Consider the following 23,603-nt stretch of genomic DNA (forward strand, 5'->3'; position numbering starts at 1 on the left):
TGAAATTTTTTAATACGTCAAAGTAGTTGTTTTTTAGAAATCATGTGTTTCTGAGGTTTAATTGTAATATCTGTAAAAACAATTCCATCCCTTTGATTTAATATCATTTCCACAGTCTTTCCTATCTCATCCGGGTTCAGGTATGTATCTTCCCCTTCACCTTCTTTAAAATTGGCATTTCTATAGAAATTGGTCTTGGTTATATCAGGATGAATTGTTACAACCTTTACTCCATACTTTCTAACCTCATCAAACAAGCTTTCTCCAAAATGAGTAAGACCAGACTTTGTTGCAGCATAGGCACAACCAAAGACACTGGATTTTTTAGCAGTAACAGATGAAATATTTATAATAAATCCTTTATTTTTCTTTAAATCTCGAAGAAGCTGCTGAGTTAGAACCAGAGGAACTTCAAGATTTACAGCTACCATCTCATGTATTTTTTTTGGATTCAGTTCCTCATGTGGTCCAAAGAAACCAACACCGGCATTGTTTATTAATAAGTGAATTTCATTTTGTTTTTTTATTTCCTTTATCTGATTACAAAGTTTATTAATATCGGTTAAATCACAGATGATTGGTGTAAAATTCTCAGAGGTAATTATATCATTTTTAAAATCTCTTCCAAAACCAAAAACCCTGTAACCTGAATTTATAAGAAGTCTACTAAGCTCAAGTCCAATTCCTGAGGAGGCACCTGTAATTATTGCAGATTTCATACCTATATCTCCTTATACATAGATTTTATTTTCTGGGATATATTGTTTAACAAGTTTATATACGTATTGCAGCATCTTATCGCTTAAATCTTTGCTGTAACTTGATACACCGCCTTCAGTTTCATAGGGATAATTCAATACCAGGGAATAATGCCTTTGTTTTCGCATTTTTTTAAGATAATCCTTTGAAACCCTAAAAACTCCAAGGCTGACATCCAGAATACAATCAGAATCTATATTATTAAAAACCTCTTCAATTAAAATCCTATATTTAATTTCCCAATCAGGTACATATAAAATAGGATCAAAACAAAGTCGCACCTTCCATCCTTTGTTTACAGCTGACTTTATATTGTTCATTCTCTCCTTTAATTTTGGAGTTTTATTTTCATATTCTTCTATAACTTCATCAGGGGATAATGTCCAGGCTAATATAACATTATCACTTGGAGTAATATTTTCAATGGAATTAAAATTAGAACTCTTTGTTCTTATCTCTATCATTAAATTATCATGTAGTTTTGCAAAATCAATCCAAAGTTTAGTGTATCCCAATAATCCTTCAAGTGCTAATATGTCCGTATCATAAGAAATACAAAGATAAACATCATCATGTTTTAATATTTTTTCAACCTCAGCAAAATAATCTTCTATATTTACAAAGACAACGATATTAGCTGAAGTATACATTCCCTGAAGATAACAATATTCACAATCATAAATGCAGTTCATAATGATTGAAGTATAATAAAAATTTTTATTTCCAAAGTTTTCACAGACATCTGCACCTTTGTAAATCAAATTATCTTTCTTTTGTGCCAAAATTAGTTTTGGAGATTGTTTTTGAAGGACGAAATTTTGATTACCTCTGGAAAAAACATCCTTATAGTGATTGATTTCAATTATGTTTGAATTTTTATAATGGCTGAGTATTTCTAAAACTTTCTTATTATCTAATATATCTTTCTCAACATATATATGGGAAAAATGTTGATTAAACAATTGACTGCTTAATTTGTTCAAGATATATCTTCCCTTCTTTTTTTGATTTACATTCAACCTTTAAATATGGCGCTAATAAATTAAATATATCGCCATTTTTAAGCTTATAATAAGTAAGGAGCTGAGTTAGTTCATTTTCCATTGTAACAGATAGTTTTAATGATTCTGATGTTTTATGTAAAATATTTTTTTCTTCCTCAGTCCAAAGGGGGTTAAGCTTAAATTTGTTATTTAATCTATCAACGAACTCAATAATTTTATCTGCATTATTGCTGATGTATTTGTAAACTATATCATTTGGAATAAACTCTCCAGTTAAATAATCTGAAACAATTTTAAAAAACATTATCTGATGGGGCTGAAAAAATACACCTGCAGCCTGAAAAAGAGCCGAAGCCTCCATATCTGCAAGGAGTTCGTTACTTTTGCAGCCTTTAACTACTTTTGAATATGTTGTAATGCTGCCCTCACTAAAAGGATGTTCAAATAATATATCAGGAAAATATGAAAATCCAGTATCATTATCAACAATTTTATTGCATATAAACGTACTTCCAATTGAAACCATTTTGTCTCTACATCCGCATAGCCCAATGTTAATAAAAAAATCATCCTTTCCAATATTTGATTTGGACAACAAATAGGTTACTGCAATTGCTGAAGGTATTTTTCCTACACCCGTTATAATTAAAGTATAGTTTTTATTTTTAAAAACCTGAAACTTTGTAATTTCATTGTCTTTTTTTAGATTAAGTTTATCTATAAAGGGTTGTGCTTCTGAATACAATGCTGTGGCTATATAAATCATATCTCTCATCAACTCCTCATTCATTAGTCTACAACTAAAGAAAGTTGTAGGCAATAAAAAAGAGCTGCATATACAGCTCTAAAGTTTTATTTCAATGTCATCACCTTCAGATGATTTAACCGAAACCAATGTTACCCCCTTATATTTACTAAGCTCTTTAATGCTTTTTCTAAGCAATCTAAAATCAACACACTCAAGGTACTGTTTTTTTTCTTTATCAACCCATGGCTTTGCAATATTTATACCTAAACTTGCCATACTTAAAAAAAATCTTAAAAGGACGCTAGGAATTCTTATATTTATTTTTTTTCTTCACTTGTTTTTACACAAATCTTCATAAACTCACCATTAATAGTTATTCAACAATAATTTCAACTAAATCGCCCTGCTCACTTTTAACATCAACTATTTTCCCTTCAAGGCCTTCACTTACAGCTTTTAAAATTGCCTGCAGATCAATCTCCTCAAGTCCATCAACCCCTTCAACCTTTGGTATCTTCTTTATTGCTGAACCTAAAGTACTTATAAATTTTACAGGAACATTGATTTTCACATCATCGCCCTTTGCTGATTTAACAAGGATTTTTAACATTTTTTCTCTATTTGCGTCTGCTTGGATTTCCTGATTCTTAGTTGTTAAAAGTGATATAAGTTCCGATGCCTTTTGTGAATCAATTTTGCCATCCTCAACCATTTTTAAAACCTTCATAATTTCTTCATTCATTTAATTTTCCCCCTTTAATATCTATTTTTTTAATAAATTAATTGCATCCTCCGCTGTTATTTCTCCATTTTCCAGCTTAGTTATTATGTCAAGGTTATTGTTTTCTTCCTTTGTTCTAGCAGGTATGTAACCCAGTGCAGATATAACATCATCTAATTTGCTGCGAACAGTAGGGTATGAAATTCCAAGTTCCTTTTCTACGTCTTTAATATTACCTCTGCATTTTACAAAAACTTCAATGAAATTTAATTGTTCATAGGAAAGATAAGCAAATTTAGAAAGCTCGAATTCATTTTCAATTATGGTTTCACATTTTTTGCATTTCAACCTTGTAGCAAAAAGTCTTGAATTACATACAGGACATTTAGAAATTATTTTAAATGGCATTTTTTTCACCTTCCTTAATTATATTATAGAACAAAAATCAATAAAATCAATATAAAAATAATAAAAATTAATAATTTTATATATCAAAATTAAAAATATAAATTTAAATATAAAATATTTTAAGTATATTACAGTATAAAAGTTTATTTTTAATTTTAAAAAGCATGCTTGACAAATTTCGATTTTTATTGCAGAATATTTATTAATTCAAAAAATTAAATATGCGTTAATCATGATAGAGGCGCGGTGTTTAAGAGTATTATATCTGAGGCAAGCACGATGAAGATATAAAAAAGGAACCATCGCCGAAGCATAAAGCTGATGCTTTCAGGCTTTATAGCTGGTTCTAAATAGAATATATTTAGAACTGTCACAAACGCATAGTTTGTGGAGAGCTATCATGCAGGGACAGATATGCCTTATTGACATCTATGGCTTTATTGTCTTTTGCTTTGATGGACTCTTCTCCGAGAAAATAATTACAAGGAGGAGTTTTTTTATGTCTGGAATTTTAACACTTTTACCACCACTAGTAGCCATTGTTTTGGCTTTCGCAACAAAAATGTACTGATTTCCTTATTGATGGGGGTATTTACAGGTACATTTTTAATAAGTCTCACATCACATGGTTTTATTCAAAGTTTTCTTTATGCTTTTTTAGGTCTCATTGATAAGATATTATCAGCTCTAGCTGATAAATGGAATGCAGGAGTTATACTTCAATGTCTTGCAATTGGAGGACTTATAGCGGTTGTTTCGAAAATGGGAGGAGCAAAGGCAATTGCTGAATATTTATCCAAAAGAGCTAAATCACCAAAAAGTGCACAATTAATAACCTGGCTTCTTGGGATATTTGTTTTTTTCGATGATTATGCAAATTCCCTAATAGTTGGACCTATAATGAGACCTGTATCAGATAAGATGAAAATATCAAGAGAAAAACTATCTTTTATTATAGATGCAACAGCAGCACCAATAGCAGGTATTGCACTTATTTCAACCTGGGTAGGATATGAAATAAGTTTAATAAAAGATGGATATGCACAAATAGGACAAGATGTGAATGCCTACACCATGTTTGTATCAACAATACCGTATAGATTTTATAACATATTTATTTTAATCTTTATTGTTTTTACAGCTGTTTTAGCAAGGGAATTTGGTCCTATGCTTGATGCCGAAAGAAGAGCAAGAATCTCAGGAAAAGTCATAGCAGACGATGCCAAACCAATGGTATCAAGTGAAAATTCAAATATCGAGGCAAAGGAAAATATTAAGCTTAGCATATGGAATGCAGTTATTCCAATTGTAGTCCTTATAATTTCATCATTTGTGGGATTTTATTATAGTGGCTATACAACTATAACCACTGGTGATGATAAAGGACTTATAGAGATAGTTAGAAGTGCTCCTTTATCCTTTACTTCAATAAGGGAGATATTTGGTGCATCAGATGCAAGTGTTGTTTTATTCCAATCAGCAGTTTTTTCAAGTATAACTGCCATTGTAATGGCTGTAACCCAAAGAATTATGACTTTAGGTGAAGCAATAGACACTTGGATTGAAGGGGTAAAGTCTTTAATTGTAACAGCAGTTATACTTTTACTGGCTTGGGCTTTATCAGGGACAATTAAGGAACTTGGTACAGCAAAATTCCTTGCTGGAGTGCTTTCACAGACAGTTCCAAAATTTTTATTGCCAAGTATTGTCTTTGTTTTAGGATCAATAATTTCCTTTGCAACTGGAACATCCTATGGAACAATGGGAATTTTAATGCCCCTTGTAATACCACTTGCACACAGTATTTCACCAGATGCAAATTATATGACAATGAGCATTGGGGCTGTATTGACAGGTGCAATATTTGGAGATCATTGTTCACCGATTTCTGACACAACTATTCTTTCATCAATGGGGTCAATGTGTGATCATATGCATCATGTAAAAACTCAGCTTTTTTATTCATTTTCAATAGGAATAGTGACGGTGTTATGTGGTTATATACCAACAGCTTTAAATGTTCCGGTTGTTGTTGCTTTAACAGCAGGAATAATAGTATGTTTTCTGATAGTTAGATTTGTTGGAAAACCTGTTGATGAAGTTGAATGTGAGACTATAATTGAAAAAATAAGTGCATAAGAAAGGGCTGCTGTGGCAGCTCCTTTTATTTAATTTATGTTAATTTAGTAGCAAAGTAGGAAAATTTGAGCTATAATAATATTGAAATTAAAAATTAATATCAATTGTTAGGTGAGGCTCCTATAAAGATATATGCTGCTACCCAGAAAAATCGAGAGATTCCAATGGGTTAACAGAAATAATCGTGAAGGTTTTTTCTAACGTAGCTGACAATAGTCAAAGCTTTGTAGTGCTAAAGCTCAACGATAAAGAAATAATATTTCTCTACTGTTGAGTAGAGATTTTTTATTTTAAAAGGAAAGGAGTGGTGAATATGGACTCAAGTCCTGTGCCGGATAAAAAAATAGAGGAATTAAAATTCAATATAATGAGCCATATTCACCTCTTTTGGTGAAGGCTCTTCTTAAAGGAGGGTTAATGATGAACGAAAAAATCATCAGACTTTTAAAGGAAAAGAATTTTAAAGCTCTTAGGGAAGAAATAATAGAGCTGAATGAAGTTAATATAGCAGAAATAATTGAGGAATTAAACAAAAATGAAGCTGTTATATTATACAGAATGCTGCCAAAGGATTTGGCTGTTGATGTTTTTGCTTATTTATCAAATGAACAGCAGATGAATATTATAAACTCAATTACCGATAAAGAAATTAAACATATTGTAGATGAACTGTTTTTTGATGATATGATAGACTTTCTTGAGGAAATGCCAGCAAACGTAGTAAAAAAGATACTAGAAAATGCAAAGGAAGAAGAGAGAAATCTTATTAATCAGTTTTTGAATTATCCTGAAAACTCAGCAGGAAGCCTGATTACCATTGAATATGTTGACCTTAGAAAGGACATGACAGTAAAGGAAGCTATTAAACACCTAAAGGAAACAGGTCTAGAAAAGGAAACGATTTATACCTGTTATGTTACAGATGGAAGCAGAAAGCTGGAGGGGATAATTTCCCTGAGAAAACTGGTTATCAGCCAGGAAGATGAAATAATTGAAGACATTATGGAAACTGATGTTGTATATGTTCACACCCATGATGATCAGGAGATGGTTGCAAGTGTATTTAAAAAGTATGACTTTCTTGCACTTCCTGTATTAGATAAAGAGGAAAGACTTGTAGGTATTATTACAATTGATGATATAGTTGATGTTATTGAACAGGAAAACACAGAGGACTTTCAAAAAATGGCTGGTATGGAGCCATCTGAAATTGAATATCTGGATGCAAATGTTTTCACCCTTGCTAAAAACAGAATAGCATGGCTTTTAATACTTATGATTTCTGCAACGTTTACAGGAAGAATTATTCAAAGATATGAAAATGTACTTCAATCTGTTGCAATTTTAGCTGCATTTATACCTATGCTAATGGATACAGGAGGAAATGCAGGTTCCCAGTCTTCAACACTTGTTATAAGAGGTTTAGCACTAGAAGAAATAAAAACAAAGGACTTTTTTAAGGTTATATCAAAGGAGCTAAGGGTTTCTTTTATAGTAGGGATAGTTTTATCTTTAATAAATTTCTTAAGAATTTATTTTATTGAAAAAATAAGTTTTAAAATTTCCCTTACAGTAACGATAACATTGTTTGTAACTATAATGCTTGCAAAAATTGTTGGTGGCATACTTCCAATAGTGGCAAGAAAATTTAAATTAGACCCAGCAATTATGGCAAGTCCCTTGATTACAACCATTGTTGATGCAGTTGCTCTTATTGTTTATTTTTCCTTTGCTACTATGATTTTAGGAATATAAAAATCTTTGGGGAGATTTCTCCAGAGATTTTTTGAAATAAGTATTTATTGAAATATTCTGATAAATGTTATAAGATTTAAATAACAATTCAAAAGGGGTGGTAAAATGCAGGTTATAAAAAGAGACGGCAGATTGCAGGATTTCGATTTAGACAAAATTATAAGAAGTATCGGGGCAGCTTCAGATGATGTTGATGAACCAATGAACAGTTCAGATTTACATAACATAGCTAAAAATATAAAAGATGAAATACAAGCAACAGGTAAAGATAAGATAGATTATTCAGAGATTAGACAGCTTGTTGTTAACAAACTAAAAGAATACGGATTTAAAGATATAGCAGAAGCTTATTGCAGGGTGTAAGTTCATTATTTTAAAAGTGATAAATGTGTATTTTGGTATATTTAGCAAGAATGGATATACTGTAAAAAATATAATTAGCAAAGGAAATACCTGATTTAATATTGAAATATAGCATAACAGCTGTGAAAAAAATATTCACAAGCTGTTTTTTTATAAATTTATGTGTCTGAAATATTATTTTGTTAAATTATTGATATTTTTGTCTTATATTGACGAATAATGCTATAATTATGTAATATATAAGTCTTAGCAAATGGTTATATTATTTGTAATGAAAGTTTAAGATAATAAAGTATAGGAGAGGAACATAAATGGCAGTGAAAATTCTGACGGATAGTACAAGTTATATTGATGAAAGTCTAAAGAGGGAACTTGATATAAAAACTGTTTCCCTAAATATTTTATTTGATGGTGAGAATTTTAAAGAGATGGAGATAGACAATGAGAGTTTTTATAAAATGATGGAGGAAAAAGGAATACCTACATCTTCCCAGCCATCAGTTAATGATTTATACAAAATGATGAAGGAAGTTGTTGAGAAGGGTGACGACTTAATAGGTATATTTATTTCTTCTGAAATGAGTGGAACTTATTCATCAGCAGTAATGGTCAGGGAAATGATACTAGAGGAATATCCTGAAGCCAGAATTGAAATAATCGATTCAAGATCAAATTGCATGCAGCTTGGTTTTGCTGTGGTTACTGCTGCAAGGGCTGCAAAGGAAGGAAAGGGTATAGCTGAGATTAAGGAAGTAGCTGAAGAAAATATAAAAAGAAGCAGATTTCTATTTATTCCACACAATCTTGATTATCTAAAAAAGGGTGGAAGAATTGGCGGAGCAAGTGCTTTAATTGGTAACATATTAAAAATTATCCCCATATTGACAGTAGAAAATGGTAAGACCACAATTCTTTCAAAGGTTAGAACAAAAAAGAATGCTGTTATAACTATGGTTGATAAATTAATTGAAGATATGAAAAATTATGGCTTAAAGGAACTGGTAGTACATCATATAAACTGCTATGATGAAGCATTAGAATTGGTAAATCTAATAAAAGAAAAAATTAGTATAGATATTAATATATCCAGTATTGGGCCAGTTATAGGAACTCATGTTGGACCAAGGGCAATAGGAATTGTTTACTATACTGAAAGGAATATTAGATAAAAGTACATATGGATGTCAAATCCTTCAATAAAAATTAATACATTATTTTAAAGTAGGAATAAATGTTAAGATTATGCAAAAAATTAATTGAATATATTAGAAAAAATTAGTAAAATTGATATATAATTAGAAGTCAACTTATAATGTAATATAATCAATTATGGGACAAGTTTTGTAAAAATAGGTGATATTGAGATGAGAGAAAAAAGCAAAGAATATGACTTGATTAACCAAAGCAAATTGATGAGTCAGATAATGGAATCCATAGAGGAGGTTGTTTTTTTACAGAGTGTTTGTGATAGAGAAGTTTTATATCTAAACAAGGGTTATAGTAATTTCATTGATTGTGAATATGAAGACTTTAAAATTAATCCCAGAGTTTGGACTAATTTTGTTCATCCAAATGACAGAAAAATGGTAGATGAGGAGTTAAGGATAGACAATATTCTCAAGCAATTAAAAGAAAACAACGTCCTAATTAAAGAGTTAAGATTGATGACAAAGCATGGGATTAAATGGATGAGGATAAAAGTAGTTCCAATATATAATGAAAATGGGGAAATATATAGGATAGTTGGAATTGGACAGGACATAACTGATCAAAAGGAATTACAGATAAAGTTGCAGAAAGTTTTAAAGAAAACAAAAAAGCTTGCTATGTTTGATTACCTGACTAATGTTAACAACAGACGTGCCTTTTACAAAAGAGCATATGAAGAAATAAATAGGTTAAAGAGGAGTCAGGGAACCTTCTCTGCAATACTTATAGATATAGATGACTTTAAAAAAATAAATGACACCTTTGGACATGATGTTGGGGATGAAGTAATTAAAGATATTGCAAGGACATTAAAGAAGGGAATTAGAAGATATGATATTCTTGCCAGGATGGGTGGAGAAGAATTTATAATAATACTTCCTAATACAGGTATTGAAAATACATATGCAAGAGGGGAAGAATTAAGAAAAGCTATAGAAAAAAGAAGAATATACATTAAAGAAAAGGATATAAATATAAATTACACAGCAAGTATTGGTATTGCAACATTAAGAAAGACTGATAACTACAACCTTGACAAGGTTATAAAGAGAGCTGATAATGCACTCTACAATGCAAAGAAATTAGGAAAAAACAGGGTTTCAAGTTTGAAATAAAAACCACAAATTCAAAGCAGTAAAATGCTAAGAATTTTTAGTTTTTGATAATTGAGTGAAAATGACAAAAAATTATTTTTTTGTCCTTATGCTAGGTTTAATGCTTTTAGGAACAGATAGAACAGTTTTGATAGGGCCACGTATTATTGTATCAGAGATATCAGAAAATCTCATAGGCATAAATGGGGAAAAATATCTAACACCGAAGAACTCAAGTTTAGTTAAAATAATTAAAAAAAGATAAAGACCTGAAAGTAGCCCTAAAAATCCAAACATTTGAGATAAAAACAGCAGAGGAAAACGAATAAACCTTATGGATAAAGTCATTTGATAATTTGGAATTAAAAAAGTTGAAATAACAGTAACAGCAACGATAAATAGGGTTATTGAGCTGACGAGTCCAACCTTTGTAGCGGATTCACCTATAACTATACCTCCTACAATTGCGAGGGTAGTTCCTATGGGATTAGGAAGTCTTATTCCTCCTTCACGTAAAATTTCAACTGCAAGATCCATTGTAAATATTTCTAGTAACGGTGGCAGAGGTATATTTTGTCTTGATGAAATAATTATCGATATCAATTCATAAGGAAAGAGTTCTGAATTATAGTAGATTAGAGTTAAGTACATAGGCTCAAGAACAACAACAGTTATTATAGCTAAAAATCTTAGTAGTCTTGAAAAACTTGCTATTGTTGGTTTATCGCTATAATCTTCAGAGCCTTGAAAAAATTCAATAAAGGTAGTAGGCAGAATAACAGCTCCGGGATATTCCTCTATAAGTATTATTGCTTTACCCTTTACCAGCTCAAATACAGCTTTATCTGGTTTCTCAGTTATTCTAGTTGCAGGGAAAATATTAAATACTCTTTTATCAAAGGATTGTTCAATAAAGCCTGCATATGGAATCATTGGTAAATCGATAGATGAAATTTTAGACTTTATCTTATTTAAAACAATAGGGTCAATTATGTTTTCAACATATACTAAAGTTACTTGGGTGTTTGTCTCTTTACCTATTATATAGTTTTCGTACTTAAAATTTGGATTCTTAATTTTTCGTTGAATCATAGTTAAATTAAGTTCAATGCTTTCAACAAAGCTCTCCTTTGCTCCAAGTATAGATTTTTCGGTGGTAGATTCTTGTATAGATCTGTATTTAGAGCTCTTTACGTTGCAGACAATAGCCTTACTTTGATTTTCAATCAATAACACACATTTTCCACCTAAAATTTCAAAATCAATGTCATTTATCTTATCAATTACTGAAATGTCACAGGAGTATAAAATTTTCTTAGTTATAACATCAATAATATCATAATTATCATGTTTAAAACTATTATTACAAACAAGTGGCTTTATTATAGTATCCTGAATTTCATTTTTATCTGTCAAACCAGAAATATAAAAAATCACACTGCGAATATTTTCACCAATTATTATTTCTCTAAGTTTAAAGTTGGAGTTATTATTAAATTTTAAAGAAATATTATCAATGTTTTCCTTTAGGTTTGTTGTTAAAAAATCAAAGGTCACAATCATCACCTCTTTGACACACATTACGGTAAAGCAAAATTTGGATAAGAAGATGAATAATCAATATTATCTTGATACTAATTAAGAATTTTTATTCAGAGTCCTCAGGGTTAAATCGTTAATTTAAGGTATATTCGTGTTGATGAATTATTCTGCTGAATATATAATTAAATAGGTTAAAAAGAGTATTATGTTTTTTAATTAGATTTTAATAACTAGCATTTCATTAAAATAAAAACAAAGGTTGAGGTGATGATGGTGAACTTGCCGAAGGATTTTTTAGTGAAGATGAAAGAACTATTAAAGGAAGAATATGATGAATTTATAAAAAGCTATGATGAAGAAAAATCTCAGGGACTTCGTATTAATACTCTCAAGGTTTCAATTGATGAGTTTTTAAAAATATGTCCCTTTAACTTAAAGAAAATTCCATGGGTAAAGGAAGGTTATTACTTTAGTTCAGATGACAGACCAGGGAAACATCCATATCATGATGCAGGGCTATATTACATACAAGAACCAAGTGCAATGGCTGTTGGGGAAATAATGGATAGTAAGCCTTTTGAAAGGGTATTAGATTTGTGTGCTGCCCCAGGTGGAAAATCGACTCATTTAGCGTCAAGGATGAATCAAGAGGGAATTTTAGTTTCTAATGAAATTCATCCCGCAAGGGCAAAGATACTTTCTCAAAATATAGAAAGGCTGGGAATAAAAAATGCAGTTGTAACTAACGAAACCCCTGAGAATTTAGCAAAAAAATTTAAAGGTTATTTTGATAGAATCCTAGTGGATGCCCCTTGTTCAGGGGAGGGGATGTTTCGAAAAGATTTAGGAGCTCGTGATGAATGGAGCCTTAGCAACGTATATCACTGTTTGAAACGTCAGCTTGATATACTTGAGAATGCTGCAACAATGCTTCGTGTTGGGGGAAGGCTGGTTTATTCAACATGTACATTCTCACCTGAAGAAAATGAAGGGGTTATAAGTAATTTTATTAAACTTAATTCCAATTTTGAAATTGAGGATGTAAAGGTTTATGATGGATTTGATAGGGGCAGGAGTCAATGGGTTGAAGATGCTGTAGATAACATAGATAGAACCATTAGAATCTGGCCTCATAAGACACAAGGAGAGGGACATTATATTGCAGTTTTAAGAAAAACAGATGGTGAAGATATAAGTAAATTTAATTTCATAAACGGTGTTACTAATAAGAAATCAATTAAGGAATATTTTGATTTTGCAGAAGAAAATCTATTGGAAAACCTACAGGGGCAATTTGTATTGTTTGGAGAACAATTATATGTAGTGCCAAAGGAGATGCTTTCATTGGAAAATATGAAAGTCCTTCGTCCAGGATTACATCTTGGAAGTATAAAGAAAAACAGATTTGAACCTTCCCACGCCTTAGCTTTATATTTAAATGGTGACAAGGTTAAGAATAAATTGAGTTTTGATAAAGATTCTAAGGAAATATTATACTATTTAAAGGGAGAATCAATTGGGGTAGAGTCAGGAAAAGGATGGTATTTAGTTCAAGTAGATGGATTTTCTATCGGATGGGGTAAATTATCAGGAAATATATTAAAAAATCATTATCCTAAGGGGTTAAGATGGTTATAGTAACAGGACAAATCAATTTTTTGTCCTGTTACTGCCTTGCAGGCTTTTTGGTGGTTTTAAAACTTTATTTAAAGGTCCTCTGATAATGGTATCATATATATCAGATAGACGCATAGGCATGAAAGGAGAAAAATACTCAACTCCGAAATTGTCCATTTTAGTCAGAATTAAAATAAAGAAATATAAACCGCTTAGAATTCCTAAAAAACCAAAAAGCTGCGCCAATAAAAGTAAAGGGAAACGGATAAATCTTATAGATAATGTCATTTGATAGTTTGGAATTAAGAAAGTCGAAATTACTGTCATAGCAACAATAAAAAGCGTTATGTTACTAACAAGCCCAGCCTTTGTTGCAGATTCACCTATAACTATACCACCAACTATAGCAAGTGTGGTTCCTATCGGAGTCGGTAGTCTTATTCCACCTTCACGTAAAATCTCAACGGCAAGATCCATTGCAAATATTTCCAAAAGAGGTGGTAAAGGTATATTTTGCCTTGATGATATAATTATTGATATTAATTCGTAGGGAAATAGTTCGGGGTTGTAGTAAAGCAGAGCTAAATAAATAGGCTCTAATATTATAATAGTAATAATAGCAATCAGTCTAAGTAGTCTGGAAAAACTAGCTATAACGACTTTATCGCTGTAGTCCTCAGCTCCTTGAAAAAATTCCAAGAAAGTTCCAGGGACAACCAAGGCACCAGGATATTCAGCAATTAATATCGCTGCTTTGCCTTTAACTAAATCTAGAGCAACTTTGTCAGGTTTTTCTGTTGTTTTTGCAATTGGAAAAATGTTATACCATCTAGTGTCTAATAGTTGTTCGATAAAACCTGATGAGTTTATAATAGGTACTGATATATTCAAAAGTTTAGTCTTTATTTTATCCAAAACTTTAGGATCGATTATACCATCTATGTAAGTTATAGCAATTTGGGTGTTTGTTTCAGTGCCAATAATAAAGTTTTCAGTTTTAAGGTTGGGATTTTTTATTTTTCTTTGAATCATAGTTATATTAATTTCAATGTTTTCAACAAAGGCTTCCTTAGATCCCAAGATAGACTTTTCAGTTGTAGACTCCTGAATTGCCCTGTAATTAGAGGATTTCACATCACAAAGAATAGCCTTATCAGAACCATCAATTAAAATAGCACATTTACCATTTAAAACCTCAGAGCAAATAGTTTTAATAGAATTTGTTGTAGTTATATCAGAGGCATATATATATCTTTTACAAACTTCATCTATTAAGTCAATATCTTTATTTGGTATAGGCAAATTTAAAAGAGGTTTTAATATTATTTCCTGAATCTCCTTTTTATCTGCAATTCCAGAAATATAAATTATCTGACAAGGAATGTTTTCTGAAATAAATATATCTCTTTTAACAAAATTTTCATTGTGCTTAAAAATAGAGGAAATAGCAGTACTATTAAAATTTAAACTGCTGTTAAGCTCATCAGAATACATAAAAGAATCCCCCCTATTTATAAAGTCTTCCTGTAGAATCTATTTTAATATCCACATCTATATTAATTTTTGAATTTCTAAAATTTTCTTTAACAAATTCCTCTTTGTCTTTACCTAATTTTGCAAGTGCATATTTTTGGATATCAAAGACATCTACATCTAAATTATTTTGATATTTTGCTATGATTTCCTCAAGTTTTGTCTTTTCTTCCGATGAAACGGTCTTTCTTAGGTTTTCAATATTATTTCGGTCTAACTTCTGAAAATTTTTTAACGTGTCTTCTTTAACCAAAGTTTTTAAATTCAGCTTAATATTGTATATTAATTTATCACCTTGCATCTCAAAGGTTACTTTTCTTTTGCTTACACAGGATAGACTTAATGAATTTAAAAGTCCTCCTGAGTTAAAAGTTAGGTATCCACTTGAATTGTTGTTTCTCAGCATATTAACAAACTTTAAATCTTCCCTTGGAATTTTAAAAATCATTTTATCTTCTTTAAATACAGCAATGCTGCACAATCTTACAGTGTCTTTATATTTCTCAACATATGGAAGCATTATTGTTCTTCCAGCCTGATATCTCATGTTAAATAAGTCTTTAATGTCCGTATCCCTTTGAGTAAAATTAGACTCATAAGATGATTTAATCAAATCTTCGATTTCTTTAGCCATGGTTGTGGATTCAACGGATTGTAATTTTAAAATTTCTTCAGCTTTGCCCTTGCAGATGACCACAGTGGTATTTAAATTATTATTTTGATCCCTTAAAAATACATCTATAATGTCCTGAATTCCAATTTTTGCTCTGTCCTCACTTATAATAAGAAGTCTTAAGGTACCTGGCAAAAGGGTCTTTTTAGTCTCAAGTAGACTATCGTTAAAAACATCAAACATTGTTTCACCGGTGGTCGTTATAACAGCCTTGGTGATTTTATTTTGATTTGAAAAGACTAAATATTCATAGGTTGTTGATAATTTTTTCTCTCCAACTATATCATGACCTACTCCAGAAAGAACAGATGTCCTTTCTATAGGAGTTTTATTGTAACAACCGGTTTGAAAAGATACAAGAATTATGATAATAATCAATTTTAAAAATCTCATTTTGAAACACCTTTTCTTATAAAACTTAATAGTAATGATATTAATGACCATAGAAAAACAAAAATAAACATGATTGGAATTAAAAGTCCAGCAAAAAATGTTCTATTGTAGTCAGGAACAAAGAAAAGACTTAACAAAAAAATCAGCCCAAAACTTACTATACAGCTTTTATAATAAGGAATTTTAGTTACCTGTGAAAATATATAAGTCACAATAAAACCTGAAATTGATACGGTAAGAAAAATCTTAGCTCCCCAAAGGAAAATAAACAGGGGTTCGAAATTAGATAAAACAGGTATTTCAGAACTTGCTATTAAATACAGCAGGGGATATTGGAGCTTTGAGGTCAGATTAAACCCACAATAATAAATTGTAATAAATACTACAATAGTGTAAAGAGTTATAGTAATTAAACTTCCTATTGCAGAAAAAATATTGATTTTTTTCTTGCTGGTTAAAAAAGGGAAAATAAAAAAGCAAATTTCAACACCAGAGTAAGAAAAAAAAGTATCTGGCATTGCTTTCAAAATAAGTTTATAGTCACTGATTATTGGTAATAAATTTGTTGAATCTCCTCTGTTTATAAAATATAAAGGAAGTATAATTAATAAGACCGTAAGGGGGAAAAGGAATTCAGCCAGTCTACCTATGTTGGTTAAGCCTTCGTTTGTAGATAAAAAAGTCAGTAAAATAGTAATAATTATAATGGAATATGGGGATAAAAATTTAGTAGTTGAGAAATTTAAAACATTGGCAAATCCAGCTGTTACCAGAGAACCTTGTAATAGAAAATAAACGAAGAAAACAAAACATATAACATAGGATAATATTTTACCATATAGTTTATTGTTTAATTGTACAAAGTCAAGAAATTTAGCATTCCTATGAATAATATACCCAACAAATGTTATAAACAATGGGTAAACACCAGAGAGCAATGTTGGGATCCAGCCAGATTGTTGAGCAACATCACAGACACTTGAAGGTAGAGAAAGTATTCCCAAACCAATCATGGATGCCTGTATGATGAACATGTATTGAAAACGTGTAATCTTGTTAGAAACATCCTTCATATAATCACCTTTTATCATGTCATTAATCAAAGGTAATTCACCTTTAACAATAGAATTCCACCTGTAAAAAGCAAATATACATAATTTTAGAAAATATAAAAAATGTGGTATCTATTTAAAAAATTATAAAAATGACCAAAATGACCAAAACCTTCATATAAATTGACAGTATTTTAACAACAAAATACAATAACAGTATATGGAAATATTTTTCAAACAAGATGGGGGGAGTATAATGAAAAACAAAATTTTGGCATTAGGTTTAAGTCTGATTTTGACAGCAGGCTTGTTGGCAGGATGTGGTTCTAAGGCAACCAGCGGTGATACAGCTGATTCATCAAAGCCAAAATATGCAGATGGAATTTACTTTGCACAAGCAGACAATTTTGATGAAAAAACTGGTTGGAAAGAAGTTGTAACACTTGAAGTAAAGGATGGTAAGATAGTTTCTGCTGATTGGAATGCAGCTCATAAGAGTGGAAAAGAAGATAAAAAGACTCAGCCAGAGATGGAAAATATGCAATGAAACAAATAGGTAAAGCACAATCAGAATGGCATGAACAGGCAGAAAAGGCAGAGGCATATTTGTTAGAGAAGCAGGATCCAACAGCAATAAAATATACCGATGCAGAAGGACATACAGATGCTATATCAGGAGTATCAATCCATGTAATGGGATTCTTTAAATTAGCAGAGAAGGCATTGGCAAATGGGCCAGTGCAGAGGGGACCATACAAGGATGGAACATATCATGCAGAACAGGAAAACTTTGATGCTAAAACTGGCTGGAAGGAGACCGTAGACCTTACTGTTATCAATGGAAATATAGTTGCAGCAAATTGGAACGCAGTAAATAAGGCTGGCGGAGATGATAAGAAAACTCAGTCTGAAAAAGGTGTTTATGCAATGAAGGAAAAAGGAAAAGCACAATCAGAATGGCATGAACAAGCAGCAAAAGCAGAGGCATATTTATTAGAAAAACAAGATCCAACAGCAATAAAATATACCGATGCAGAAGGACATACAGACGCTATATCAGGAGTATCAATCCATGTAATGGGATTCTTTAAATTAGCTGAACAAGCTTTAAGCCAAGCAAAATAATAAAAGGTGTACCTTATTGGTACACTTTTATTTATACATAAATTCTTAAAATTATCTAAAGCTGCTTATAAGTTTGAAATTCTCATCGCTAATTTCGAAAATATTTTTAAGTCCAGAGGTAATATATACTTTTTTATCCTTTGTAATAAAAATCGCATCTACCCCATCTAAAGATTCGGCTAACTTACTTCCTTTTTCAATACCTAAAGAAAATAGGGTAGTTGACAGTGCATCTGCATCTATGGATTTATCTGCAACTATTGAAACACTCGCTAAGGAATTTTCAACTGGATATCCGGTAAAAGGGTTTAAGATATGGTGATATCTTTTACCGTTTTTTTCAAAGTATCTTTCGTAAATTCCTGAAGTTACAACAGTTTTATTTTTTACATGTAATATTCCGATATATTTTCCCCTTAAATCAAAGGGGTTTTGTACACCTATATTCCATGGTCTTAAAGCGGGATTCTGACCCATTGCATATACATTTCCACCTAAATTTATTATAGCATTTTCAATACCCCTAGAATTAAGGTATTTTGCTATTTCATCAGCTGCATATCCCTTTGCAATTCCTCCTAAATCCAGCATCATACCTTTTCTTAAAAGTTTTACACTGCTCTTGGCATCATCAAGTAATATGTTATTATAGTCAATTAACGCGATAGCTTTCTTTAATTCCTTTGAAGATGGAAGGTGGGGATTTTCTGATCCAATACCCCAAAGCTTAACTAACGGTCCGATGCTGATATCAAAATTTCCTTTTGAAAGAGATGAATAGTATTTTCCTTTTTTAATTACATAAAATGTTTCTGGGGAAACAACTATCTCTTTACTGCCAGCATTGTTATTTATTTTAGAAATTTCACTGTTATTTAAGTTAATACTCATTTTTTTTTCTATGTCATCCAGTATTGAAAAGACGTCTTTGAAAATTTCTTCAGATGCCTCATCATAAATTTTTATATCAACAACGGTGCCGAAAAAGAAATCGGATTTTGATATTGGTTCACTGTTTTTCTTGGAAACTGAATGATTATATTTTGAAAAAATAAAAACAAAGGCTGAAATGGATATAACTAATAGAATAAAAATCAGTTTTTTTCTGTTTGACATAATTACCCCCTGCTTAAAATCAATATATGTTTTTTGCATAAAATAAGTCATTTGGGGAAATGGGAGAGAGTGTACCCAGTCTAGAATATGATTAATATTTACATCAGTGATTATAGCATTTATTGATATCTTAGTAAATATAGGAAATACATAAAAATCTTTATGAACAAAATTAACAAAATATAAATATTATGACCAAAAGCCTTTGAAAACTAGATTTCATAGAAGGTTGTGATAAAATTTTAACTAGGAGAGTGTACAGTAATTATTTTTCCGGTTTGAATATTTTCAAACTAAGGGGGGTAAATTGTGGGAGAGAAAAAAAGAATTATCGTGCTGGGAGCCGGATATGGAGGCGTATTAACTGCTAAAAAATTAGGAAAAAGATTTAAGAAGGACGAAAATGTTGAGATTGTATTAATAGATAAAAAACCATATCATACAATGCTTACAGAACTTCATGAAGTTGCTGCTGGCAGGGTTTCAGAGGACTCTATAAGAATTGATTTAAAAAAGATTTTTGCCAAAAGAAAAGTTAATGTGGTTTTAGATGAAATCCTTGAAATCGATTTCAAGAAAAAGATATTGAAATCTGTTGACAATACATATGAATATGATTTTTTAGTTATAGGTACAGGATGTCAACCTGCTTGTTTTGGGATACCAGGAGTAGAGGAATATACTCATAAACTCTGGTCCTATGAAGATGCTGTAAGTCTTAAAGAACAAATTTTAAGCATGTTTAGAAATGCTGCAAAGGAGAGGGACAAAAAGAAAAGAGAACAGCTGCTTACATTTGTTGTTGTAGGTGGTGGTTTTACAGGTATTGAAATGATTGGTGAATTAGGTGAGTGGAAGGACAGACTTTGTAAAGACTTTTCCATTGATACATCTGAGGTTAAACTTTATGTTGTAGATGCATTGCCTAAGATATTGCCAATTTTTCCTGACAAACTTATTAAGAAGGCAGAAAATAGATTAACAAAATTAGGTATAAAGATAATAACAAATGCAGCAATAACGAAGGTGACTAAGGATAGGGTTATTCTCTCAGAGGATAGGGTTTTAGAAGCTAAGACAATAATTTGGGCTGCCGGTGTTGAAGGGTCTGAAATAGTTGGAAAGATGGAATTAGAGCAAAAAGGGAGAAAAAGAATTGTAACTAACAGTATGTTGCAGACATTAGATTATGAAAATGTTTATGTTGTAGGTGACAACATATTTTTTATTCCAGAAGGTGAAGAAAGACCTGTTCCCCAAATGGTTGAAAACGCTGAACACTCAGCTGATTTAGTTGCCCATAATATTTACACAGATATATGTGGAGGAGAAAAGAAAACATATAAACCTAAATTTCATGGTGCTATGGTTTGTATTGGAGGAAGGTATGGAGTAGCACATCTTGGAAGTCCAGGTAAGTTTTTTGCAATTTCAGGTTTCTTTGCGATGTTTATTAAACATTTTATAAATATAGTTTATTTTTTCCAAGTTGCAGGTTTTAATAAATGTTGGTCGTATATGCTGCATGAGTTTTTCCACGTAAAAGACAGAAGGAGCTTTGTAGGAGGACATTTTTCAAAGGCTTCGCCAAATTTTTGGTTAGTTATTCTAAGAATATTTGTTGGTTACAAATGGTTGGAGGAAGGGTTAAACAAACTGCCAAAGATTTTAAAGGAGCCTGGAAAAATATTTTTAATACCTCCACCAAATGTTGATGGTGCAACTTCCGCATCAATAAAGGCAGCAGCAGAGGGTGCAGTTCAGGCGACAACAGCAGCATCAGCTGTAGCAGGAAAGGCGGCTGAATCTGCTTCACAGTGGGGAGCAGCACTGCCTGTTCCAGATTTTATTGAGAAAATAGTTAAGTGGTCTATGGATGTTTTCTTCTATTCAGGTGACGGGGGATATACACCATTAGCACAGATATTTCAGATTCTGATGGTTATGGGTGAAATAATAGTTGGAGCATTATTAATAGTTGGATTGTTTACGGCTTTAGCATCAATTATATCAGTTGCTATGGGGATTATGATCTGGCTTCAGGTATGGCACCTGCCGAAATGTTATGGTATCTTAGTGCAGGAATCGCTTTAATTGGTGGTTCAGGAAGCACCTTTGGACTTGATTATTATGTACTTCCTGAACTGAAGAAATGGTGGAAGAACATAGGCTTTGTTAAAAAACTTTATATATACGTTGATTAGCAATAACAGCAAAGAAAAAATTGAAATGATGAAAGATATTGATTTTCAGGGTGGTTGAAAAGCCAATTAATTAAAAACCCTTTTAATTAAAGGGCAAATGAGAAGGGGCTTATCAGCCACCTTTTCGTAAAAATCCATTATGTAATAAAAATAGAAGAATATTATTGTGAGTTTATAGAAAATACATGTAAAATAATAATATAATCTATTTTTTATCAATCAGGAGATTTTAGTTATGAAGAAATATGATTGGCTAATAATTATTGGAATAATTTTAATATCAGGATTATTATTTGGTGTTAATCAATTGAAGCTAAGTCAACAGAAAAGGGACAGTAAAGAATTGATAGCTGAAATAACAGTAAAAGGACAGCTATATAAGCAAGTTGTGTTAACAAAAGAAAAACAGGAGTTTACTATTAGAACTGATATTGGAAAAAATACTGTCAGCATACATGATAATGGAATTGAGGTTATAGAATCAGACTGCCATGATCATATCTGTGAGAAAATGGGGTTTATTCAAAAGCCAGGGGATATAATCGTTTGCCTGCCAAATAAAATATTTATCAAAATTGTTGGAAATTCAGAGGGGGATATTGATGAAGTTTCAAGATAGAGATAAGTTTCAGAAAATAAATACCCGAAAAATAATTTTTATAGCAATTTTGGTGTCGCAGGCAATGGTGCTCAGCATAATAGAGAGGATGATACCGGTTAGTTTCGCTGTTCCTGGGGCTAAACTTGGACTGGCTAATATAATTACCTTAACATCAATATATCTATTTACTTTTAAAGAAGCACTGTCAATAGTTATATTGAAATCCATTATGACTTCATTTATAGCAGGCTCACTTTCTAATTTTTTGTATAGTTTTTCTGGAGCAATTTTAAGTTTTTTTGTAATGTATTTTCTTATTTTGCTTGGCAAGGATAAGGTGAGTACAATTGGAGTCAGTATAGTTGGAGGGGTGTCCCATAACTTGGGACAGTTAATAATGGCTTCTTTAATAATCCATAGTTTTAATATTTTGGGCTATTTACCTTTTTTAATGATAGCTGGTATAGCCACAGGATTTATTGTAGGAGTTACTGTCAGGTTTTTATTGAAACACCTTAACAAGATAGACATTAATAAAAATATTTAGCAAAGGTGATAACATGAAAAATTTTTGGACAAATTACCCTGAGATTGCTTATGAACTTGAGATAGTAAAAAATATTATAAAGGATAACATAAAATCAAGTGAAAAGTACTTTAAAGAATCTATCTTTGAACTTGTTGATGCAGGGGGGAAAATGTTAAGACCGGGTTTACTTTTAATAGCTAGCAGATTTGGAAATTATGACAAGGAAAAGATGTATAATTTGGCTGCAGCTATTGAATTGATGCATTCAGCAACCCTTATACATGATGATATTATAGATGAGGCAAGATTTAGAAGAGGGATTGAGACAATACAATCAAAGTTAGGGAAGGAGTATGCAGTTTATACCGGGGATTTTCTATTCTGCCAGTGTTTTATAATGCTTTCAAAATTCAATTACTCAATGGATAACTTAAGGGAGATTTCTGCAGCAATTTCTCAGATTTGCAAGGGTGAAATAAGGCAGTACAACCTTAGATATTCTCTAGATACTGGTATAAAAAACTATTTAAAAATTATATCAGGAAAGACAGCAGCTTTGTTTGCTATAAGCCTGTACACTGGTGCATGGGAATCCCAGTGTGATGAGAAAACTTCAAAACTTTTAGGCAGAATTGGTTATCATGTTGGAATGGCATTTCAAATTATTGACGATATATTGGATTTTACTGGAGATACTTTGAGACTTGGAAAGAAAACCCATACCGACATAATCAAAGGGTATTACACCCTTCCCATTATCTATGCAATTAAAGAAGATAAAGAAGGAAAAATTAAGGATATTCTCGAAAATAATATAATAGAAGAGAAGGAAATTCAAGAGTTAATAAAATTAGTCAATCAGTTTAAAGGAATTGAAAAATCACGTAAACTGGCAGACAAATATACAGAGAAAGCCTTTAGAAGTATTGAAGAATTGCCTGAATGTAAAGCCAAAAAAATATTAAAAGAAATAACCCATGAACTATTAAGTCGTAATTATTGAAACATATTGGTATAA

23 protein-coding genes, 1 pseudogene and 2 riboswitches are annotated in these 23,603 nt (G+C 31.3%); of the genes and pseudogenes, 13 read left to right on the plus strand and 11 right to left on the minus strand.

Annotated elements, in window-relative coordinates; genetic code table 11:
• Positions 1-17 precede the first annotated feature (17 nt).
• From Q428_RS02505 to Q428_RS02530, 6 genes are all read right to left on the minus strand, one after another.
• Complete coding sequence (locus Q428_RS02505; RefSeq protein WP_035377886.1) at positions 18-719, minus strand: SDR family NAD(P)-dependent oxidoreductase; 702 nt, start codon at positions 717-719, stop codon at positions 18-20.
• Between the two features lie 12 nt (positions 720-731).
• Positions 732-1,742, minus strand: coding sequence for an SPL family radical SAM protein (locus tag Q428_RS02510; protein ID WP_035377888.1), 1,011 nt, complete (start codon positions 1,740-1,742; stop codon positions 732-734).
• Positions 1,714-2,529: a 5'-methylthioadenosine/S-adenosylhomocysteine nucleosidase family protein gene (locus Q428_RS02515; RefSeq protein WP_035378007.1), complete on the minus strand. Its 816-nt coding sequence runs from the start codon at positions 2,527-2,529 to the stop codon at positions 1,714-1,716. Before Q428_RS02515 ends, Q428_RS02510 begins: the two co-directional genes overlap by 29 nt.
• Before the next feature lie 78 nt (positions 2,530-2,607).
• Positions 2,608-2,787, minus strand: a complete 180-nt coding sequence (locus Q428_RS02520; RefSeq protein ID WP_035377889.1) for a hypothetical protein — start codon at positions 2,785-2,787, stop codon at positions 2,608-2,610.
• A 97-nt stretch (positions 2,788-2,884) separates the two neighbouring features.
• Complete coding sequence (locus Q428_RS02525) at positions 2,885-3,253, minus strand: SHOCT-like domain-containing protein (RefSeq protein ID WP_035377892.1); 369 nt, start codon at positions 3,251-3,253, stop codon at positions 2,885-2,887.
• Positions 3,254-3,274: 21 nt separating this feature from the next.
• Positions 3,275-3,640: a DUF2089 domain-containing protein gene (locus tag Q428_RS02530; RefSeq protein WP_035377894.1), complete on the minus strand. Its 366-nt coding sequence runs from the start codon at positions 3,638-3,640 to the stop codon at positions 3,275-3,277.
• A gap of 228 nt (positions 3,641-3,868) precedes the next feature.
• Positions 3,869-4,046: riboswitch (Lysine riboswitch) on the plus strand.
• Between Q428_RS02530 and Q428_RS02535 the strand changes: the two are divergent.
• From Q428_RS02535 to Q428_RS02555, 5 genes and pseudogenes are all read left to right on the plus strand, one after another.
• A pseudogene (locus Q428_RS02535) lies at positions 4,041-5,779 on the plus strand (Na+/H+ antiporter NhaC family protein). Its footprint overlaps the riboswitch before it by 6 nt.
• Positions 5,780-5,875: 96 nt before the next feature.
• A riboswitch (M-box (ykoK) riboswitch) is annotated at positions 5,876-6,037 on the plus strand.
• Positions 6,038-6,199: 162 nt separating this feature from the next.
• Positions 6,200-7,534, plus strand: a complete 1,335-nt coding sequence (gene mgtE, locus Q428_RS02540) for a magnesium transporter (RefSeq protein ID WP_035377895.1) — start codon at positions 6,200-6,202, stop codon at positions 7,532-7,534.
• A 105-nt stretch (positions 7,535-7,639) separates the two neighbouring features.
• The gene (locus Q428_RS02545) at positions 7,640-7,897 is read left to right on the plus strand and encodes an ATP cone domain-containing protein (protein ID WP_035377896.1); all 258 of its coding nucleotides are present in this window, start codon (positions 7,640-7,642) and stop codon (positions 7,895-7,897) included.
• A 311-nt stretch (positions 7,898-8,208) separates the two neighbouring features.
• Positions 8,209-9,066: a DegV family protein gene (locus Q428_RS02550; protein ID WP_035377897.1), complete on the plus strand. Its 858-nt coding sequence runs from the start codon at positions 8,209-8,211 to the stop codon at positions 9,064-9,066.
• Between the two features lie 195 nt (positions 9,067-9,261).
• Entirely contained in the window at positions 9,262-10,221 is a 960-nt protein-coding gene (locus Q428_RS02555) for a GGDEF domain-containing protein (protein ID WP_035377898.1), read from the plus strand.
• Between the two features lie 72 nt (positions 10,222-10,293).
• Here Q428_RS02555 and Q428_RS02560 read toward each other — a convergent pair whose 3' ends face one another.
• Positions 10,294-11,757: a spore germination protein gene (locus Q428_RS02560; RefSeq protein WP_051514844.1), complete on the minus strand. Its 1,464-nt coding sequence runs from the start codon at positions 11,755-11,757 to the stop codon at positions 10,294-10,296.
• A 255-nt stretch (positions 11,758-12,012) separates the two neighbouring features.
• Between Q428_RS02560 and Q428_RS02565 the strand changes: the two genes are divergently transcribed.
• A complete protein-coding gene (locus Q428_RS02565) occupies positions 12,013-13,380 on the plus strand; it encodes an RsmF rRNA methyltransferase first C-terminal domain-containing protein (protein ID WP_152539057.1) in 1,368 nt (455 codons plus the stop codon).
• Between the two features lie 12 nt (positions 13,381-13,392).
• Here Q428_RS02565 and Q428_RS02570 read toward each other — a convergent pair whose 3' ends face one another.
• From Q428_RS02570 to Q428_RS02580, 3 genes are read right to left on the minus strand one after another with little or no spacing between them, the layout of a single operon-like run.
• The gene (locus tag Q428_RS02570; protein ID WP_051514847.1) at positions 13,393-14,853 is read right to left on the minus strand and encodes a spore germination protein; all 1,461 of its coding nucleotides are present in this window, start codon (positions 14,851-14,853) and stop codon (positions 13,393-13,395) included.
• Between the two features lie 13 nt (positions 14,854-14,866).
• Positions 14,867-15,958 carry a Ger(x)C family spore germination protein gene (locus tag Q428_RS02575; protein ID WP_035377907.1) on the minus strand — a complete coding sequence of 364 codons (1,092 nt, stop codon included), beginning with the start codon at positions 15,956-15,958 and terminating at the stop codon, positions 14,867-14,869.
• Positions 15,955-17,049, minus strand: coding sequence for a GerAB/ArcD/ProY family transporter (locus Q428_RS02580; protein ID WP_152539058.1), 1,095 nt, complete (start codon positions 17,047-17,049; stop codon positions 15,955-15,957). The genes Q428_RS02575 and Q428_RS02580 overlap by 4 nt, the downstream gene beginning before the upstream one ends.
• Positions 17,050-17,266: 217 nt before the next feature.
• Here Q428_RS02580 and Q428_RS15690 point away from each other — a divergent pair, with 217 nt between their 5' ends.
• The gene (locus Q428_RS15690) at positions 17,267-17,557 is read left to right on the plus strand and encodes a hypothetical protein (RefSeq protein WP_201769238.1); all 291 of its coding nucleotides are present in this window, start codon (positions 17,267-17,269) and stop codon (positions 17,555-17,557) included.
• A complete protein-coding gene (locus Q428_RS02585; protein WP_201769239.1) occupies positions 17,554-18,135 on the plus strand; it encodes an FMN-binding protein in 582 nt (193 codons plus the stop codon). Before Q428_RS15690 ends, Q428_RS02585 begins: the two co-directional genes overlap by 4 nt.
• A 51-nt stretch (positions 18,136-18,186) precedes the next feature.
• Here Q428_RS02585 and Q428_RS02590 read toward each other — a convergent pair whose 3' ends face one another.
• Positions 18,187-19,251, minus strand: a complete 1,065-nt coding sequence (locus Q428_RS02590; RefSeq protein WP_035377911.1) for an FAD:protein FMN transferase — start codon at positions 19,249-19,251, stop codon at positions 18,187-18,189.
• A 309-nt stretch (positions 19,252-19,560) separates the two neighbouring features.
• Here Q428_RS02590 and Q428_RS02595 point away from each other — a divergent pair, with 309 nt between their 5' ends.
• The 5 genes from Q428_RS02595 to Q428_RS02610 all read left to right on the plus strand — a co-directional run bounded on the left by Q428_RS02595 (position 19,561) and on the right by Q428_RS02610 (position 23,588).
• Positions 19,561-21,345 (plus strand): NAD(P)/FAD-dependent oxidoreductase, encoded by a 1,785-nt coding sequence (locus tag Q428_RS02595; RefSeq protein WP_201769240.1) that lies wholly within the window; start codon positions 19,561-19,563, stop codon positions 21,343-21,345.
• Positions 21,312-21,455, plus strand: a complete 144-nt coding sequence (locus Q428_RS15695) for a hypothetical protein (RefSeq protein ID WP_201769241.1) — start codon at positions 21,312-21,314, stop codon at positions 21,453-21,455. The genes Q428_RS02595 and Q428_RS15695 overlap by 34 nt, the downstream gene beginning before the upstream one ends.
• A gap of 235 nt (positions 21,456-21,690) precedes the next feature.
• The gene (locus Q428_RS02600) at positions 21,691-22,074 is read left to right on the plus strand and encodes a NusG domain II-containing protein (protein ID WP_035377913.1); all 384 of its coding nucleotides are present in this window, start codon (positions 21,691-21,693) and stop codon (positions 22,072-22,074) included.
• Positions 22,058-22,603, plus strand: a complete 546-nt coding sequence (locus Q428_RS02605; protein WP_242847750.1) for a Gx transporter family protein — start codon at positions 22,058-22,060, stop codon at positions 22,601-22,603. The genes Q428_RS02600 and Q428_RS02605 overlap by 17 nt, the downstream gene beginning before the upstream one ends.
• Positions 22,604-22,616: 13 nt before the next feature.
• Positions 22,617-23,588 (plus strand): polyprenyl synthetase family protein, encoded by a 972-nt coding sequence (locus Q428_RS02610; protein ID WP_035377914.1) that lies wholly within the window; start codon positions 22,617-22,619, stop codon positions 23,586-23,588.
• Positions 23,589-23,603: the final 15 nt, after the last annotated feature.

The organism is Fervidicella metallireducens AeB, assembly GCF_000601455.1.
Taxonomy (GTDB): Bacteria; Bacillota; Clostridia; order Clostridiales; family Caloramatoraceae; genus Fervidicella; species Fervidicella metallireducens.